This is a genomic window from Microbacterium tenebrionis (assembly GCF_903645325.1).
In the GTDB taxonomy this organism is placed as follows: Bacteria; Actinomycetota; Actinomycetes; order Actinomycetales; family Microbacteriaceae; genus Microbacterium; species Microbacterium tenebrionis.
Window position 1 is genome coordinate 51,115 of the sequence record NZ_CAHJXQ010000011.1, and the last position, 17,065, is coordinate 68,179.

12 protein-coding genes are annotated in these 17,065 nt (G+C 70.7%); 4 read left to right on the forward strand and 8 right to left on the reverse strand.

Annotated elements, in window-relative coordinates:
• Window positions 1-30: 30 nt before the first annotated feature.
• Window positions 31-3,498, reverse strand: a complete 3,468-nt coding sequence (locus HWX58_RS13035; protein WP_175988414.1) for a TM0106 family RecB-like putative nuclease — start codon at window positions 3,496-3,498, stop codon at window positions 31-33.
• A 38-nt stretch (window positions 3,499-3,536) separates the two neighbouring features.
• Window positions 3,537-4,355, reverse strand: a complete 819-nt coding sequence (gene nadE, locus HWX58_RS13040) for an NAD(+) synthase (RefSeq protein WP_175988416.1) — start codon at window positions 4,353-4,355, stop codon at window positions 3,537-3,539.
• A 109-nt stretch (window positions 4,356-4,464) separates the two neighbouring features.
• On the opposite strand from nadE, the gene HWX58_RS13045 reads away from it, so the two are divergent.
• Window positions 4,465-5,415, forward strand: coding sequence for an aldo/keto reductase (locus tag HWX58_RS13045; RefSeq protein ID WP_175988418.1), 951 nt, complete (start codon window positions 4,465-4,467; stop codon window positions 5,413-5,415).
• Window positions 5,416-5,456: 41 nt separating this feature from the next.
• On the opposite strand, the gene HWX58_RS13050 is transcribed toward HWX58_RS13045, so the two are convergent.
• The 4 genes from HWX58_RS13050 to HWX58_RS13065 form a co-directional block, all read right to left on the reverse strand.
• Window positions 5,457-8,429 carry an AAA family ATPase gene (locus tag HWX58_RS13050; protein ID WP_175988420.1) on the reverse strand — a complete coding sequence of 991 codons (2,973 nt, stop codon included), beginning with the start codon at window positions 8,427-8,429 and terminating at the stop codon, window positions 5,457-5,459.
• Window positions 8,429-9,586 (reverse strand): exonuclease SbcCD subunit D, encoded by a 1,158-nt coding sequence (locus HWX58_RS13055; protein WP_175988422.1) that lies wholly within the window; start codon window positions 9,584-9,586, stop codon window positions 8,429-8,431. The genes HWX58_RS13050 and HWX58_RS13055 overlap by 1 nt, the downstream gene beginning before the upstream one ends.
• Window positions 9,587-9,831: 245 nt before the next feature.
• Window positions 9,832-10,296, reverse strand: coding sequence for a DIP1984 family protein (locus HWX58_RS13060; RefSeq protein ID WP_175988424.1), 465 nt, complete (start codon window positions 10,294-10,296; stop codon window positions 9,832-9,834).
• A gap of 31 nt (window positions 10,297-10,327) precedes the next feature.
• Window positions 10,328-10,636, reverse strand: coding sequence for a GNAT family N-acetyltransferase (locus HWX58_RS13065; RefSeq protein WP_175988427.1), 309 nt, complete (start codon window positions 10,634-10,636; stop codon window positions 10,328-10,330).
• A 327-nt stretch (window positions 10,637-10,963) separates the two neighbouring features.
• Between HWX58_RS13065 and HWX58_RS13070 the strand changes: the two genes are divergently transcribed.
• The 3 genes from HWX58_RS13070 to HWX58_RS13080 all read left to right on the forward strand — a co-directional run bounded on the left by HWX58_RS13070 (window position 10,964) and on the right by HWX58_RS13080 (window position 13,098).
• A complete protein-coding gene (locus HWX58_RS13070; RefSeq protein ID WP_175988429.1) occupies window positions 10,964-11,689 on the forward strand; it encodes a winged helix-turn-helix domain-containing protein in 726 nt (241 codons plus the stop codon).
• Window positions 11,690-11,887: 198 nt separating this feature from the next.
• On the forward strand, window positions 11,888-12,859 hold the full coding sequence (locus HWX58_RS13075; protein ID WP_175988432.1) for a DNA-3-methyladenine glycosylase family protein: 972 nt from the start codon (window positions 11,888-11,890) through the stop codon (window positions 12,857-12,859).
• Window positions 12,860-12,888: 29 nt separating this feature from the next.
• Window positions 12,889-13,098: a hypothetical protein gene (locus HWX58_RS13080; RefSeq protein WP_175988434.1), complete on the forward strand. Its 210-nt coding sequence runs from the start codon at window positions 12,889-12,891 to the stop codon at window positions 13,096-13,098.
• A 7-nt stretch (window positions 13,099-13,105) separates the two neighbouring features.
• Here the strand turns inward: HWX58_RS13080 and HWX58_RS13085 are convergent, their stop codons facing one another.
• Together HWX58_RS13085 and HWX58_RS13090 are read right to left on the reverse strand one after the other, a co-directional pair.
• The gene (locus HWX58_RS13085; RefSeq protein ID WP_250646246.1) at window positions 13,106-13,603 is read right to left on the reverse strand and encodes a hypothetical protein; all 498 of its coding nucleotides are present in this window, start codon (window positions 13,601-13,603) and stop codon (window positions 13,106-13,108) included.
• 22 nt (window positions 13,604-13,625) lie between these two features.
• The coding region (locus tag HWX58_RS13090) for a beta strand repeat-containing protein (RefSeq protein WP_217702993.1) at window positions 13,626-17,065 on the reverse strand (3,440 nt) is incomplete at its 5' end.

Genomic DNA, 17,065 nt, shown 5'->3' on the forward strand with positions numbered 1-17,065 from the left:
GATCACTCGTCCTGATCCGGGAGCGGCGGCTCAACCTCGATCCGCGCCGACGAGACGCGCGAAGGCGCTGAGCCTGGTCACGCCCTCCGGCGTCCGCGGGAGGTCATCGAGCAGCGCAGGCGAGTAGATGAGGAACGCCGCGACCTGCGCGCGCGAGATGGCGACGTTGAGCCGGTTCTGCAGCAGCAGGAACTCCGGCCCGCGCGGCGCATCGCGACCGCTGGATGCCGCGAGCGTCGTGATCGAGACGACGGCCTCCTTGCCCTGGAAGTTGTCGACCGTCCCGACGGGCACGTCGCCGAATCCGGCGGCGGTCAACGCGTCGTGCACGAGCTGCTTCTGCGCGTTGTACGGCGCGACGACGATGATGTCCGCCTCCGTCAGCGGCCTGGTGCCGGCGTCGGGCTCGGAGAAAGCCCGCCCGATCAGGTCGCGGACGATCCGCACGACCTCGTCCGCCTCTTCCGGCGACTGGGTCGCGTTCCCGCGGTGACGGAGCGGCGCCAGATGGAGCCCGGGACGGATCCCGTCGATCGCCCGCAGCTCGGTTCCGGATGCCGACTCCAGCTGCCCCGCGTACGAGAGCCGTGAGACGGGCTCGGCGACGGCGGGATGCATCCGCCAGCTGTGGTCGAGGAAGTAGCCGTACTCGGGCCGGACGACGGAGTCGCCGTCCATGACCCAGCCGAGCGCCGAGGTGTCGACCGGCTCGGGGTGCGCGCCCTGGCTCACCTGCGGCAGCTGCTGCGGGTCACCGAGCAGAAGCAATCGCTTCGCCCCGGCCGCGACCGCGATGGTCGAGGCGAGCGAGAACTGACCGGCCTCGTCGATGACGATGAGATCGAGGCCTCCGCGCTCGACCCGGGTCGTGTTGCTGAAGTCCCACGCGGTGCCGCCGACCACGACGCCCTGCCCCTCGCGCTCGGCGAGGAAGGCCGCCATGCCTGTCTTGGGGATCGGCGTGTACGCGGGATCGCTCCCCTTCTCCTTCGGGCTCTTCGCGACCTGACCCGCCGGCACGCCGGCGGCGACGACGCGCTCGAGCAGCGTCTCGATGATGGCGTGCGACTGCGCGACGACGCCGATGCGGAACCCGTACTCGTTCACGAGCCGGGCGATGACGTGCGACCCGGTGTAGGTCTTGCCGGTGCCGGGCGGCCCCTGCACGGCGACGTAGCTGCGATCGAGATCTCGGACGGCGCGGACGATCGCATCGATCACGTCGGCTCCGCGCGCCGGGAGCCCTGTGCCCGACGCGGTGCGCGGCGGCACACGGCGCAGGATATCGGTTGCCGCATCCGCCGGGAACTCGGGCGCCGCCTGGTGCACGGAATCCGCCCACTCGTCGATCGCGCCCTGCAGGGAGACGACCCGGGGAGGCGCTGCCGGGGTGAGCGCGAGGGGCAGCTCGTCCCAGGTCTGCCCGTCCACCGCGTTCTCGGTCACGACGTAGCCGTCGTCTGTGACCTCGGCGATGCGCACGATATGCGGCACGTGGACGGCCCGTGACGGCGCATCGACCACGAAAGGTGCGGGGAACGGGTACAGCGCGAATGGCTCGGCGCCCTCGCCGAGAGTCGTCCCCGGTGAGACCTCGCCGCGGACCTCGATCTCGCGCGACATGACGCGCCGACCCTCTTCGATGCTCCAGTCGCGGCGCACCGCCGAGGCCGCGGCGTCCACGCGGACGACGTCGCGGGTCTGATCCCACATCGACACCGGTTCGCGCAGCCGCTGGAAGTGCGCCCGCCAGAAGATCGCCGACTCGCGCGGGTAGTAGTCGATCGCGGCCGCAGCCACGCGATGGGCTTCGCCGTCTCCCCCGCGCTCGACGTCTTCTGCGGCGTCGGCCAGCAGCGCGACCGACCTCGGCGACGGCTCGTAGACGACCTCGTCGGCGACATCGGGCGGCGCCGGGTTCACGCCCTTGTCGCGGGCGATCTCGATCAGCCAGTTGCGCAGGCGGCGCGTGGAGACGCAGTCGTAGCGGTTGTAGTCGGCGAGATCGGCGAGCACGGCGTCGGCATCGGCGGTCTCGCCGGCGGCGGCGAGCTGGCGCGCTGCGACGTACTGCACGATCGAGTCGTCGCCTTTCTGCACGTCGCTGGTGCGCACGTCTTCGCCCATGTAGAGCGGCTCGAGCTTCTTGATCGAGTACGACCGCGAGCCGACCCGCACGGTGCGCAGCACGAGCGGGTACAAATCGACGAAGACGCCCTCGCGCAGGAGCTTGTCGACATCGCCCTCCCGGACCCCGTGCCGCGCGGCCATCGCACTGAGATGCGAGGTCTCGTACGGCGCGTAGTGGTAGATGTGCATGTCGGGATGGGCGGCTCTGCGGGCGTGCACGAAGTCGAGGAACTGCTCGAGCGCTGCTTTCTCGTCGGCGAAGGTGTGCGCCCACAGCGGTGTGTACTGGTCGTCGTTGTCGACCCAGCCGAAGAGGTAGTCGATGCCCCACTGCGCATGGCCGTCCGCGGCGGGCTCGGTGTAGAGGGGGTCGCCCTCGAAGTCGAAGAAGATGTCGCCGCGGCTCGGGCGGGGCAGCGTGTGGATCGCCGCGGGGTGGTAGACGTCGTAGGAGGGGGCGTCGTCGGCCTCGGCGCGCAGCTGCAGCCGGGCCTGGGAACGGAGCGACTCGAAGGTGTCGATGTTCATTCCGACGGGGGCTTCGGTCGCCGCGGCGAGCTGATCGATCGTCTCGATGCCGGCGTCGCGGAGGCGCGTGCGCTGCACCGGTCGCATCCGCGCGACCATGAGGAGATCGCGTGCGGCATCCACCTGCTGCGTGCACGTCTCGCAGCGCCCGCACGCGACGAGACCGATGTCGCCGCGCTCATCGCCCCAGGCGAGCGGCGTGCCCGCGGCGCCTGCTGCCACATCACGATCGGCGATCAGCGTTCGCAGACGCGATCGGCGCACGTGGAAGAGCGGCAGGAGGTCGTCGACGTCGTGCGTGCTGACCGTTCCGTCGCCGAGGATGAGATCGACCTGGTCGGATCGCGGGATGCCGAGACCGTCGAGCTGGTCGACGTATGCCGCCAGCTGCATGAGTGCGGTGACCCGCGCCGTCCGGGCGAGCTTGGAGTCCTGCACCCGCCACCGGCCGTCGTCGTCGCGCAGCAGGAAATCGGCGAATCCGACGAACTCGTCGGTCGCGAACGCCGCCTGGAACACGAGGCGGGCATCCGACCGCAGCGCCTCGCGCGTTTCGTCGACCACAGCAGTCAGAGCCTCGGGATCGGAGGAGTTGACCTTCGCCACCTCGTGCACCGCATCTGCTCCGAGCTGCTCTCGGTACGCCTCGAGGACCTTCACCTCATGCGCGTCGCCGAGTTTCGCCGCGCGCTTCAGCGTGGCATCCTCGGGCTCCTCCACAGCGGGAACGCGGCCGAGCTTGGCGTCGATCGCGCGCGCCCAGGCGAACTCGCATTCGGCGGCGGCCTTCAGGTCGCTCGCGCTCCAGATGACGCGCTGCGCCTGGGTGTCGATCCGCATGCTTCGAGCGTACCCGGGGGCTCAGACACCCCCGGCGCTCAGCGCCACCAGTCGTCGGCCGGGGTGACCGGCAGGTGGCGCTTGTGCTCCGTGGCGCGGTACTTCTGCTCGATGCGGGCGGCAGCCTCGGCATCCACCGGGCGGCCTTCGAGATAGTCATCGATCTGCTCGTACGTGAGGCCGAGTTCGTCCTCGTCGGCGCGACCGGGCTGGTCGTCGAGAAGGTCGGCGGTCGGAACCTTCTTCCACAGCCGCTCCGGCGCCTCGAGCGTCTGCAGCAGCTGCTTGCCCTGGCGCTTGTTCAGCCCCGACAGCGGCAGGATGTCGGCCGCGCCGTCGCCGAACTTCGTGTAGAAACCGGTCACGGCCTCGGCGGCGTGATCGGTGCCGATGACGAGGTGCGCGTCGTGCCCCGCGAGCGCGTACTGGGTGACCATGCGGATGCGGGCCTTGATGTTGCCGCGATTGAAGTCCGAGATCGTCGCGCCGGCGGCATGCTCGATGTCGGTCTCGACACCGTCGACGCCGCCCTGGATGTTCACCTCGACGACCCGATCCGCCGCGATGAACTCGAGGGCGGCAGCGGCGTCATCCGCGTCGTGCTGCACCTTGTACGGCAGGCGGACCGCGATGAAGTCGGCAGTGCCGCCGCCGTCGCGGACCCGCTCGACGGCAAGCTGCGCGAGGCGTCCGGCGAGCGTGGAGTCCTGGCCGCCCGAGATTCCGAGCACGAACCCTCTCGCTCCGGTCTTGTCGAGATAGTCGACGAGGAACGTCACGCGGCGTTCGACCTCGGCGGCCGGGTCGATCTGGGGCTTCACCCCGAGGGTCTGGGCGATCTCCTGCTGAAGCGTCATGCCTCCAGTATCGTCCTTCATGCGTTACGCGGGTATGACGCGGCGGGAATACCGTCGCAGGCGCCGTGCTTGTCACCACAGGACCGTCCTCCCGATGAAAGAGAGAATCATGACCCAGCTCGGCCGCAGCGACCTCGATGTCCTCCCCCTCGCCCTCGGCGGGAACGTGTTCGGGTGGACCGCCGATCGCGACACGTCGTTCGCGATCCTTGACGCGTTCACGGCCGGCGGGGGCGACTTCATCGACACCGCCGACGGCTACAGCCACTGGGTGCCCGGCAACCACGGCGGCGAGAGCGAGCGCATCATCGGCGAATGGCTCGCGGCACGCAGGCCGAGCGGCCTGACCATCGCCACGAAGGTCAGCACGCACCCCGAGTTCCCCGGCCTGTCGGCCGCGAATGTGCGAGCTGCCGCCGAGGCGTCGCTGAAGCGCCTCGGCGTCGACGCCATCGACCTGTACTACGCGCACTTCGACGATGCCTCGACCCCGCTCGAAGAGACCGTCACGGCGTTCGGCGAGCTCGTCTCCGCCGGTCTCGTGCGCAACATCGCGGTCTCGAACTACTCCGCCGAGCGCATCCGCGAATGGGTCTCCATCTCACAGGATGCCGGGATCCCCCTGCCGGTCGCGGTTCAGCCGCACTACAACCTCGTGCACCGCAATGACGTCGAGGAGAGCATCATCCCCGTCGCCGAAGACTTCGACATGAGCCTCGTGCCGTACTACGCACTGGCGAGCGGATTCCTCACCGGAAAGTACCGGTCGACGGATGCGGCGGGCTCATCGCCCCGCGCCGGCGGCGCGGCCAAGTACGCGACCGAGCACGGGCTGAAGATCATCGATGAGCTCGAGGAGATCGCGGGCAGGCACGACGCGTCCATCGCCTCGGTGGCGCTGGCCTGGCTGCGGGCGCAGCCGACCGTCGCGGCTCCGATCGCGAGCGCGTCGCGGGTCGAGCAGGTCGCGGATCTGCTGGCGAGCACGCGGCTCGAGCTGTCGTCGGACGAGGTTCGCAGCCTGGATGCCGTCTCGGCCTGGAGCCCGGCGAACGCCTGAGCGCCGGGGCGGTCGAGCGCCGGCGAGGAGTCGAAGCCGGCTCAGCGGATGCGACTCGGCCCCGCGGGGGTCTGCTCGACGACGACCTGTGCGGGGATCTGCTCCTGCATCGACTCGACGTGACTGATCACGCCGACCGTGCGGCCGCCTGAGCGCAGCTCGTCGAGAGTGCGCATCGCGACCTCGAGCGTGTCCGCGTCCAGCGACCCGAACCCCTCGTCGATGAACAGGGTGTCGAGCTGGATGCCGCCGGCCCGCGCCGTGACGACCTCGGCGAGCCCGAGCGCGAGGGCGAGCGAACTGAGAAACGTCTCTCCGCCCGAGAGCGACTGCGCGGGGCGCGTCTGCCCGGTGAACGCGTCGAACACGACGATGCCGAGGCCCGATGCCGCCCCGCGCGATGCAAGTGCGTCGGAGTGCTGCAGCTGATACCGGCCGGTCGACATGTCGGACAGCCGACGGTTCGCGGCATCCACGATCTCTTCGAGCTCCGCTGCGAGCACGAACGTCTCGAGGCTCATCTTGTGCGTGTTGCCCGCGCGGCCGGCGACGGTGTCGGCGAGTCCGCGGAGCACCTCGTGATCGGCCTGCTGCTCGGCGCTCCGGGCGTGCTCGGAGGCCGCGGAGTCGATGAGCCTGCGCAGCTGATCGGTCATCGCCTCGACGCGGCCGGCGGCATCCGTCGCCGTCTTCCACGCAGAACGCGCATCGGCGGCGGCGTGCTCAGCCGGCGCGAGGTCGATCGTCTCCTCCGGCAGCGTGCGCATCTCGAGCGGCAGCAGCAGTGCACGCTCCTTCTCGCGCTGCACCCGGTGCGCCTGGATGCGTGCGTCCAGAGCTTCCTGCTCGGCTGCGGAGCGCATCGCCGTTCGCGCCGCGGTCGCATCATCGAAATCGGAGGCGGTGAGCGCGGAATCCTGTTCGCGCTTCGCCTCGGCGAACTCCTGCTCGATCCGCGCGCGCTCGGTCAGCGCCGATGCGAGCGTGCGCGCGGCCGACGCCTGCCCGCCGACGTGCGCGATGCGCTCGGCCACCGTCCCGAAGGCACCGCGTGCGTCGGCGATCTGCGTCGCCGCGTCCTGCTCGCGCTGCGCGAGCAGCGCCAGCGCCTCACGGGCAGCGGCCAGGGCCGCCGCCGCGTCCTCGCGCTCCTGCGCGAGGGCCGATGTCGCGGCTGTCGCCTGCGCGATCTGCTCGTCCAGCGCCGCGAGCTCGGCCCCCGCCGCGACGGCCGCCGCGTGGGCGTCGCCGGCCGCGGCGACCTCGGACTCCGCGGCATCGACGCCGAGCCCGGCGGCGATCGCCACCGCCGCGGAGAGCCTCGAGGCCAGCTCGGCACTGCGCGTCTGGGCCGCGCGCTCGGCCGTCTGCGCGGCATCCCGCTCGCGCTCCGCGCGCTCGACATCCTCGGCTGATACCGGGTCGGTGTGCACGGCGGGCGCAGGGTGCTCGGTCGATCCGCACACCGAGCAGGGCTCTCCGGCGACGAGCGCGGTCGCCAGCTCGCCGGCGAAGCCGTCCAGGCGTCTGCGGCGCAGCTGGGCGAGCGCGGTCTGGGCCTCGGCGAGAACGGTGCTCGCCTCGGCCAGTTCTCGATCGGCCGACTCGAGCTCACCGATGATCCGTGCAGCCTCGGCGGCGGCATCACGGCGAGCTCCGGCGGATGCCAGCGCTCGGGCGAGATCGTCGGTGCGGTCGGCGCTGCGCCTGGCCCGGTCGCGGCGCGGTGAGCTCGGCCAACCGTTCGGGAAGCGCTGTGCGCGCTCGTCGCCCTCCGCCACGCGCGCCGTCGCCGCTTCGACGACGGTCTCGGCGCCCTCGATCTCGGCACGCAGCGCGGTTCGGCCGCCTTCGAGCTCGGCCGCTCGCGCCCAGGCTCCGCTCTCGCGCGTACGCTCGGCCGCCCAGGCGTCGAGCGTCTCCGCTGAGACCTCGTCGAGTTCGGCTCCCGTCGCGTCCCACGCAGCGCGCGCCGCGCTCTCCGCGACCACGGCGGCATCGCGCGCGGACTCCGCCCGGCTCGCCGCAGCGATCGTCGCTCTCAGCGCTTCGGCCGCCCGCGCGCGGTCCAGCGCGCGGCGGGCCTCATCGATCGCGGGCTGCTCGGCGTCGAGCTGCGCCAGAGCATCTCGCGCACGATCGCGCTCCTGCTGGGCCGCGCGATCCTCGCGAACGGCTGTCAGCGCGGACTCCGCCTTCTGAAGCGCCTTCTCGGCGTCATCGCGCTCCGCTGTCCGGCGCTCCACCCGATACTCGGCGCGGCCGAGGGCCGCCCGCAGCGCCTCGATCCGCTCCGCCGTCGCCACCGACTCCGGGGCAGTCCCTGCATCGCCCCACAGCTCGCCGTCCGTGACGACACGCTCGGCCTCGTCGATCCGGGCGTCCACCCGCGCAGAGGCCCCGGCCAGCGCGTTCTCGGATGCCCGCCTGCGCTCGTCGAACCGCGCCTGCACGTCTTCGAAGCGCTCGGTGCCGAAGAGCCGCCGCAGCAATGCCTGTCGCTCCTTGCTGTCGGCGAGCAGGAACCGGGCGAACCTGTTCTGCGCCAGCAGGATCACCTGCAGGAACTGTTCACGGCTGAGCTGGACGATCCCGTCCAGCTCATCGGCGACGCGCTTCTCCTTCGCGGCGAGAGTGACCCAGCCCCCGTCGATGAAGGCATCCAGTTGCACGGCGGAGTTCTGTTTCGTGAGCCCGCCACCCCGCTTCGCCGGGCGCAGGTACTCGGGCGATCGCGTCACCCGATACCGCCCGGCACCCGTGCTGAACTCGACGACGACCTCACTGCGGTCGTCGGGTTCGCAGTGGTCGCTGCGCAGGCGCTTGTCGCCGCCCTCGTAGCGCGGGACGGATCCGTAGAGGGCGAAGCAGACGGCGTCCAGGATGCTGGACTTGCCTGCACCGGTGCGCCCCGCGATAAGGAAGATGCCGTCGTCGGCGAACGCGTCGAAGTCGACGATCTGTCGGGCGAGGAAGGGCCCGAAACCCTCGATCTCGAGACGGTGGAGGCGCACTAGACGAGAGCCTCCGCGATGACGCGCTCATCGAGCACCTCGCGGATGAGTTCGCTCTCGCGCTCCGTCGGCCCCTGCCCCGCGCGCACGTGCACGAGGAAGGCCTCGATGCGCTCGGTGTCGGTCACAGCCGTTTTCAGCCGCGCGGCATACGAGTGCTCGACCTGGTCGCCGGTACTACCTGCCGGGGCGTGCTGCACCATCGCGCAGTGCGGGAAGCGCTCCTTGAGACGGCGCATCGGCTCGGCCTGCGGCAGCGCGTCGCTGTAGACCGCGCACACCCAGTCGTCGGCATGCGCCGCAACGTTCTCGGCGGAGAGGATCTCGTCGAGGGTGCCGGTGAGCGTCACCAGGCGGCGCGGGACGGGCAGCTCGAGCCACTCGGCAGAGGCCAGCCCCGACGCGTCGAGGTCGATGAGCCAGGATCCGCGCTGCTTGTGCTGCTCGCCGAAACTGTAGTGCAGCGGGGCGCCGGCATAGCGAACCCGTTCGCTGAGCTTCTGGCGCCCGTGAATGTGGCCGAGCGCGACGTAATCGGGGCCGTCGAAGACCTCGAGCGGAACGACGTCGAGACCGCCCTGGCGCACCTCGCGCTCGAGTCCGGCCGTGGCATCCACCCCGGCGGCGAAGCAATGCGCGATCGCGACCGACCGGCCGCTGTGCGCGGCCATGCCGGCGCGCACGAGGTTCATCGCGTGCGCCATGGTCTGCGCCTGCGTCTTGAGCGCGACGCCGTCCCAGTGTTGACGGACGATCGCCGGCTCGAGGTACGGGATGCCGTAGAAGTGCACCGGACCGTCGGCGTCGTCGATCGTCACGGGAGTGCCGGCGTGGAGCGGGTCGGTGATCACATGGATGCCGTCGCGCAGCAACCGGGCCTGGAACCCGAGCCGCGCGGCCGAATCGTGGTTGCCGCTCGTGACGATCACACGAGCGCCGGTGTCGTGGAGCGCTGCGAGCGTGTCGCCGAGCAGGGTGTATGCGGGCCCGGCCGGCGTCGCCGAGTCGAACACGTCGCCGGCGACGATCACGACATCCACCGCCTGGTCGCGCACCTGCTGCACCAGCGCTGCGAGCACCTCGGCCAGCGCATCCATGGTCGAGTTGCCATGGAAGGTGCGGCCGATGTGCCAGTCGGAGGTGTGCAGGATTCGCATACTCACACGGTACGGACGGCCTCGGACATTCTCTCCGAGGCGTGCCGCGACGAGCGGAAGGCCCCTGACCCGACCCTCACCTCGACGATCGACACGTGGTGATGCGGAATGCGCGATGCGCTTTCACATGTGCGGGGTGCGGGGCTGCGCGATGCGAGATCGTGGGCTGCCCTCCGCCCTGCAGTGCCGGACTTGACCCTCCGGCTGGGCGTGTGTCCGCCTCGTCGTGGCTACCGACTTCCGCTCTACTCCTCCAGGTCGTGCGTCCAGTTCGCCTCCTGGATGCGATTGTCGAGTTCGCGCAGCTCCTGTGCCACGCGGTCCGCGGCCTCCCGCAGCTGCGCCACGGGCAGTGCCGCGATCTGGCGCAGTTCCGAGCGCATCTGCCGGAAGCCGCTGCCCGATCCGGATGCTGCGGCCGCGGCGTCCACGAGCAGGGAGTGCTGCAGGCGCAGAACATCGCGGGCGGCGAGCGCATCGGTCATGGTGCCGTCGGCTCCGAGATCGAGCCGGGCGTTGGTCGCGTTGATCCGACGGATCAGCTCGCGGAGCCTCGCGAGGTCCTTCTCGGCCTCGCCCAGGAGCGCAGCGGCATCCTCGGCCGGCTCCTCGCCCTCCTGATATCGGGCGTTCGCGGTGATGCGGGCGCGCAGCTGCTCGATACGGCGCTGCAGATCGGCCCGCGCGGTCAGAGCCTCGGCGATCTTCATGACCTCATCCTTTCAGGCCATGCCGACCGTGTCACCGTCGGCGCAGCAGACCCTGATGCTCGGGGTTCTGCTCGAACCACTCGGCGACGTACCAGCAGACCGGGTCGACCTTCCGGTCGCCGCGGCTCTCGATGTCGTCGACGGCACCCTTCACGACGCAGGCCGCGTAGCCGTGCCCGCGGAACGTCGGGATCGTGAAGGCGCGCGTCAGCGCGATCGTCGTGCCGTCGTCGCGGTAGTCGAGAACGCTCACGAGCGCACCGTCACGCGTGAGCGTGTAGCGCGATGCATCCTTCTCATCCGTGACGAGGAAACCCTCGATCATCGTCGAATCCGTCATGGCACCCACGCTATGCCACCCGGTAACCCCGGGACTCGTTTTGACACGGGGCGTCATCCTCAGACATAATCCCCCCATGACCACCAACGCGCTCCCTTTGTCCGCCCAGGAGGCGAACGGGACTACCGGGATGATGATGCCCGGCTGCGTTGGCATGTGTTGCCGAATGTGTCGCTGATCACTCAGCTGACCTGTCCGGCTCCGCTCTTCGCCATCTGCGAAGCGTGAGCCCCGAGCACCTACCCGTGTGCTTGTTCTCGGCCTTCAGGGTCACTCTCGCAACACATCCGAGCCGCGTCGGCTCACCCTTCCAAGGACTTCATCATCATGTCGAACATCGCCCTCCTCGAGCGTCCCGCCTCCACCCGCGCCCCGCACCTGCGTCCCGTCCCGCGTTTCGTCGAACAGGATGCGCCGGCCGCACCGGCCACGCCCGAAGATCTCCCCGCCACCCGCTCGCCCCGTGGCTTCGCCCTGTACGTCGGTCTGGATGAGATCAAGGCCGCGGGCGCCGGCGTGAGCCTGCCCCTGCTCGTCGACGCGCTGCGCCGCACGCTCGCCGAACTCGCCCCCGAGGCCGAGACGCACGCCACGGTCGCTCTCGCACCGCACGGCTCGGGCGGACGCGACCTCGACGTCGTTCGCCTCGCTCTGCACGAGCCCGGCGCGATCGCCCGGGCGAAGGCCGCCACCGAGACCGAGGAGAAGAACGAGGACTACGGCGTCACCGTCGACATCTCGCGCAAGCGCGTGCTGATCGACGGCGAGTCGGCCGCGTTCACGTACAAGGAGTTCGAGCTGCTGCAGTACCTCGTGCTCCGCGAGGGCCGAACGATCGAGCGCTCCGAGCTCGTCGGCGCCCTGTGGCAGGCTCCGGAGGACGAGACCCCCGGCGAGCGCACGATCGACGTGCACGTGCGCCGACTGCGCGCGAAGCTCGGCCGCTACGAGGACATCGTGCGCACCGTCCGCGGCGTCGGGTACCGGTTCGACCGCCACGCCGACGTCGTGATCCGCTACGGCCACGGCACCCCCTCGCCCGACCGCTTCTGAGTGTGACGCGGCAGCGCCAGGGGCCGCGAATGGTCACCGAACCGCTTTGGTGACCGCCATACGCGCCACCTCTCGCCACGCATCGAGGCGCACCCCCGGCGGAGGGGTCGCAAGTGATCGCCTCGCGCGCGAAGTGACCACCATACGCGCCACCTCGTTGCGCGCGGCGTTGTCAGCGCCGCGACGTAGGGTGTTCGTATGACCTTGACAGCGGATGCCGCGACCGACCCCGTCGACGCCGCACAGCCGCTGCACACGGTCTACCGCCCGCAGCACCCCCTGAACCTGTTCCGCACGGTCGGCGTGCTCATGCGCGGGCCGAAGGACCCGACGATGATGGTCGCCGGCTCCACCCTGTGGCGCGCCGCCCGCACTCCGGAGGGCGTTGCGACGCTGGCCCTGCGCCAGAGCACCGAGGGCGTCCACGCCACCGCCTGGGGCCCGGGATCCGACTGGGCCGTCGAGCAGCTCCCGCGCCTCTGCGGCGCCACCGACAACGACGCGGGCTTCGACCCGGCATCCCTCACGGCGGCAGGGCATCCGCATCTCGCCGACGTCCCCCGCCGTCCGGCACCCACCCGCCTCACCCGCACCGATCTCGTCTTCGATGCGCTCGCAAGCGCCATCATCGAGCAGAAGGTCACGTCTTTCCAGGCATTCGGTGCCTGGCGGGTGCTCATCACGCGATTCGGCGAACGCGCCCCCGGCCCGACCCCGCGGCCGATGTTCGCCCCGCCGACGATCGACGGCTGGCGCGGCATCCCCTCGTGGGCCTGGCACAGCGCCGGCGTCGAACCTCCGCAGTCGCGCACGATCGTCCGCGCAGCCGAGCGCGGCCGGCGCATCGCGGACGCCGTGCTCGCAGGCCCGACCGGCGCAGATGGGGATCGCGTGCTCGTGAGCCTTCCCGGGATCGGCGCGTGGACGGCATCCGAGACCCGCATCCGCGCCCTGGGCGACCCCGATGCGGTCAGCGTCGGCGACTACCACCTCGCCCATCAGGTCGGCTACGCCCTGACCGGATCCCGCACCGACGACGCGGGGATGCTGGAGCTCCTCGCTCCCTGGGCGGGGCACCGTCAGCGCGTCGTCCGCCTCATCCTCGCGAGCGGTCTCATCGAACCGCGCCGCGGCCCGCGCGTCGCCCCGGAGGATCACCGTCGCCGGTGAGGCGCCACGGCATCCCCTAGGCTGACGGCATGTCTGCACGCACGAAACAGCGCTGGATCTGGCTCGGCGGCACCGTCGCCCTGGTCGTCCTCGGCGTCGTGATCGGACTGATCCTGCAGAACGTCGGGCTGGGTCTGCTGCTCGCCCTCGTCGTCTCGATCGTGTGGCTGATCGCGACCGAGTCGCGCCGAGGCGACAACACCGGTGTGAACGACGAGTCCACCGGGATCGAGGTCTGAGCCGGGATCAGCCGGCTGCCGCGTAGCGCTCGACGCGCAGAACGCAGGTGAGGTCCTCGTCGGTCAGATCGACCGTGGTCGCCCACTCCTCCTCAGCGCCCTCACCGACGCCGTCGACATCGACCTGGCTGAGAGAACGGGTGTCCCCGGCCTCGTTGAGGAGCGAGACGTAGATCCGGTACGAGACCGAATCCTTCGTGGGGTTCTTCACGGTGCCATCGACCGTCCAGCTGCCGTCGCCGAGCTTGCACGTCGACACGGTGGCGTCGGCGAGCGCGCCCACCAGGTTCTCGCCGGATCCGGGCGTGTCGGTGATGTCGGTGATGCCGGGGGTCAGAGTGGAGCTCGCGGACGGCGACGGCGACGGCTCGCTGTCGCCATTGGTGCAGGCACTGAGTCCGACGACGCCGAGCAGCAGGGCAGCGCCTGCGCCCGCCGCACGCACACCGATCGACCGACGGTTGAGAGTCGCACGGAGGGTTGCGCGAGGTGTCTGGGACTGCATGGTGTGGCCTTTCACGGGTGGATCAGGATGCGGAGTCTGTGTTCTGCTCGCGGCGACGGCGGACGAGCAGGAGTACGAGGCCGGCCAGCAGCAGCGCCGCCGCAGCCGCGGCGTACGGTGCGGGGTCGCCGCCCGTGAGCGGAAGACCGCCCCACGGCGGGCGAGCCGGCAACTCGGTCGATGCGGATGCCTCGTCGCGCACCTGGATCTCGGTGTCGATCTCGGTGCTGGTCACCACGGCATGCGACGCTACCACGGTGCCCTCCATGGCCGCCGTGATCGTCACCGTCGCGGTGGCCGTCACGGTCTGCCCCGGCAGGAGCACGCCCGGCACGCCCGGCCAGGTGTACGTGAGCCCGGACAGCCCCGGGTAGAGGTCGGTGATCGTGACGTTCGTGAGCGTCTTCGTGCCGGTGTTGGTCGCCGCGTAGCTGAACACGAGCGTGTCGCCCGCGAAGCCTTGCTGACCGCTCTTGACGGCGATGCCCATGTCGAGCGCGACAGCTGAGCGGTGTGGCACGGCGAGGGTGTTCTCGTCCTCGGCCTGCACGGGCGCCCCCGTGGGCGGGGTTCCGGTCGCAGTCGCAGTGTTGACGATCGATCCACGATCGACATCGGCCTGTGTGATGACGTAGACGGCCGTGAAGCGCGCCTCCTGACCCGGTGCGAGTTCGCCGGGGGCGCCGGGCCAGTGCGCGGTGAGATCGCTCAGACGCAGCATCTCGTCGGTGACCGACACGTCGTGGAGCGTGACGTTGCCGGTGTTGACCACGGTGAACGTGTAGGTGACGCGGGCTCCCTGCTGAGGCGCCGGCGAGACCGAGCTGGTCTTGTCCAGCGTGAGCGCGGGCGCCGCAGCAATCGGCGTCGAGCCCGTCGCGCGATCGCTCACGGTCGTGCCGCCACCGCTGCCGCTGGTGGTCGCTGTCGAGGATACCCCGCCGGCATCCACGTCGGCCTGCGTCAGCCGGTACGAGGCCGTGGCGGTCGCCGTCTGCCCCGGCGCCAGCACGCCCGGCTCCCCCGGCCACCGGATGCCGAGATCCGAGATCCCGTTCTGGGCATCGCCGAGCACGACGCCGGTGAGCGTGACATTGCCGTCGTTCGTGACCGTGAAGGCGAACTGCACGACGTCACCCGGGCGCCCTGTCGCGCCCGGTGCGAGCTCCTGGGTCTTCGTCAGGTCGATGTGCGGGGCACGATCGGCCGTCGGCACGACGGCCTCAGGAGAGGCCCCCGTGACGGCGTCGCCGTTCGGCTTCTGCCCCGTGGCGGTGGCTGTGTTGCGCACCGCACCGGCATCCAGGTCGGCCTGGGTGATCGTGTACTCGGCCGACGCCGTGACCGACTGCTGCGGTGCGAGCACACCGTCCGCGCCGGGCCACGCGCCGTAAGTGATCGGGCCGATACCCGGCAGATCGTCCGTGAGCACTACGCCGCTGGTCGTGACCTGGCCGACGTTGGTGATCACGAAGTCGTACGTGATCGTCGTTCCCGGAGTGCCGTCTCCGTTGCGCGTGCCGGTCTTGGCGACCGCGAGCCCGCTCGTCGCTGCGACCAGGGGGACGACGGTCTCGGTCGACGTGTCGCTCACGTCTCCGCCGCGCGGGCGCGTCGCGGAGCCGGTCGCGGTGTTGCGCACCTCACCGGCGTCGACATCGGCCTGTGTGACCGTGTGGGTCGCGCGGATGATGGCGGACTGACCGGGAAGCAGGCGCCCGGGGGCGGCCGGGTCGGGCCAGGTGTACTCGAACCCGGTCAGGCCCGGCACGGTGTTGTCGAGGACGACATCGGTCAACGTGGTGTTGCCGGTGTTGCGGATCTCGAAGACGTACTCGATCGTGTCGCCGAGCATGCCCGTGTCGCCGTCGGCGAGGCGCGCGGTCTGAGTCGTGCGGATCGCGTCGGCAGGGGGCGTCTGCGGGTCGGTTCCGATGACCACGGGGTCGGACTGCGCCGAGATCCCGTCGCCGTCCGGAGCGGTGCCGGACACGGCCGCGACGTTGGTCACCGAGCCGGAGTCGACGTCCGCCTGCGTCACCGTGTAGCGCGCGGTTCCCTGCGCGGTCTCGCCGGGGGCGAGGACTCCGGCGGCGGAGGGGAACGCCAGAACCGGTGCGGAGCGGCCCAGGAGTTCATCGGCCACGCGGATCAGGCGAAGCGTGACGTTTCCGTTGTTGGTCACGTCGAACGTGTACTCGATGACGCTGCCGGCGCCGCCCGAGCCGCTCGCGTACGAGCCGCCCTTGACGATCGTCACCGAGGGTGCGTGCGCAGCGGTCGCGATCGGCGTGATCGTCGAGCTGTCGCCGACGGTCTCCCCGCCGGGCGTGGTACCTCTGACGGATGCCGTGTTCTCGACCGTGCCGCGGTCGACGTCGTCCTGGCTGATGGCGTACGCAGCAGTTCCGGTGGCCACCTGCCCCGGCGCGAGGACTCCCGTCGCGGCCGGCCAGGTGATCCGGATCGGCTCGAGCCCGGGCAGGGTGTCGGTGATCGCGACGTCGCGCAGGGTCACCGTGCCGGTGTTCTCGATGCGGAATCCGAACTCGACGGCATCGCCCGCCGCGTTCTGCGTTGGCTGCTCGAGCCGGCCGGTCTTCACGAGGTCGATGCCCGCATCGGAGGCGATCGCCACAGTGGCGGGTGCCGTCGCGGTCGCAGGAGCGCCGACCTGAGGCATGCCGCTTCCGGTGACGATGCTGGTCACTGCGCCGGCGTCGACATCCGCCTGCGTGAGCGTGTACGTCGCCGTCGCCGTGACCTTCTGCCCGGGAGCGAGCACCCCTGCCTCGCCCGGCCACAGGTAGGTCGGGTCGTCGACGCCCGGCAGCGAATCGGCCAGGCTCGACGACGAGAGCGTCACGTTGCCGGTGTTCTCGAGCGTGTACGTCCAGGTGATGACATCGCCCGCCTTGCCGGCGGATCCAGGAGCGAGGGCACCCGAGTTCGTGACGACGATCGACGGCGCCGCCGCCTCGGTCGGGACGACGCTCTCGGGCGAGGATGCCGTGACCCATCCGCCGCGGGGAGTCGTCCCCGTGGCGGATGCCGTGTTGAGCACCTGCCCGGCGTTCACATCGGCCTGCGTGATGGTGTACTCGGCCGTCGCGGTCGCGGTCTCGTTCGGCGCCAGCACACCGACGACGCCCGGCCACTCGATCTCTGGTACCGAGACGCCCGGTTTGCTGTCGGAGAGCTCGACCCCCGACATCGTGACGTTCCCGGTGTTGCTGATCGAGAACGTGTACCGGACGAGATCGCCGACCCCGCCGCTGCCGGCGGTCGTGCCGTCCTTCGTGACGGCGAGCGCGGGCGCGGGAAGGACCGTGTCGATGCGCACCGTCTTGGTGTCGGCGCGGACGGTCTGTCCGTCCGGCGACTCGGCAGCCACGTGCGCAGTGTTCTCGACGTACCCGCGATCGATGTCCGACTGACGCAACGCATACGTCCCGATACCGG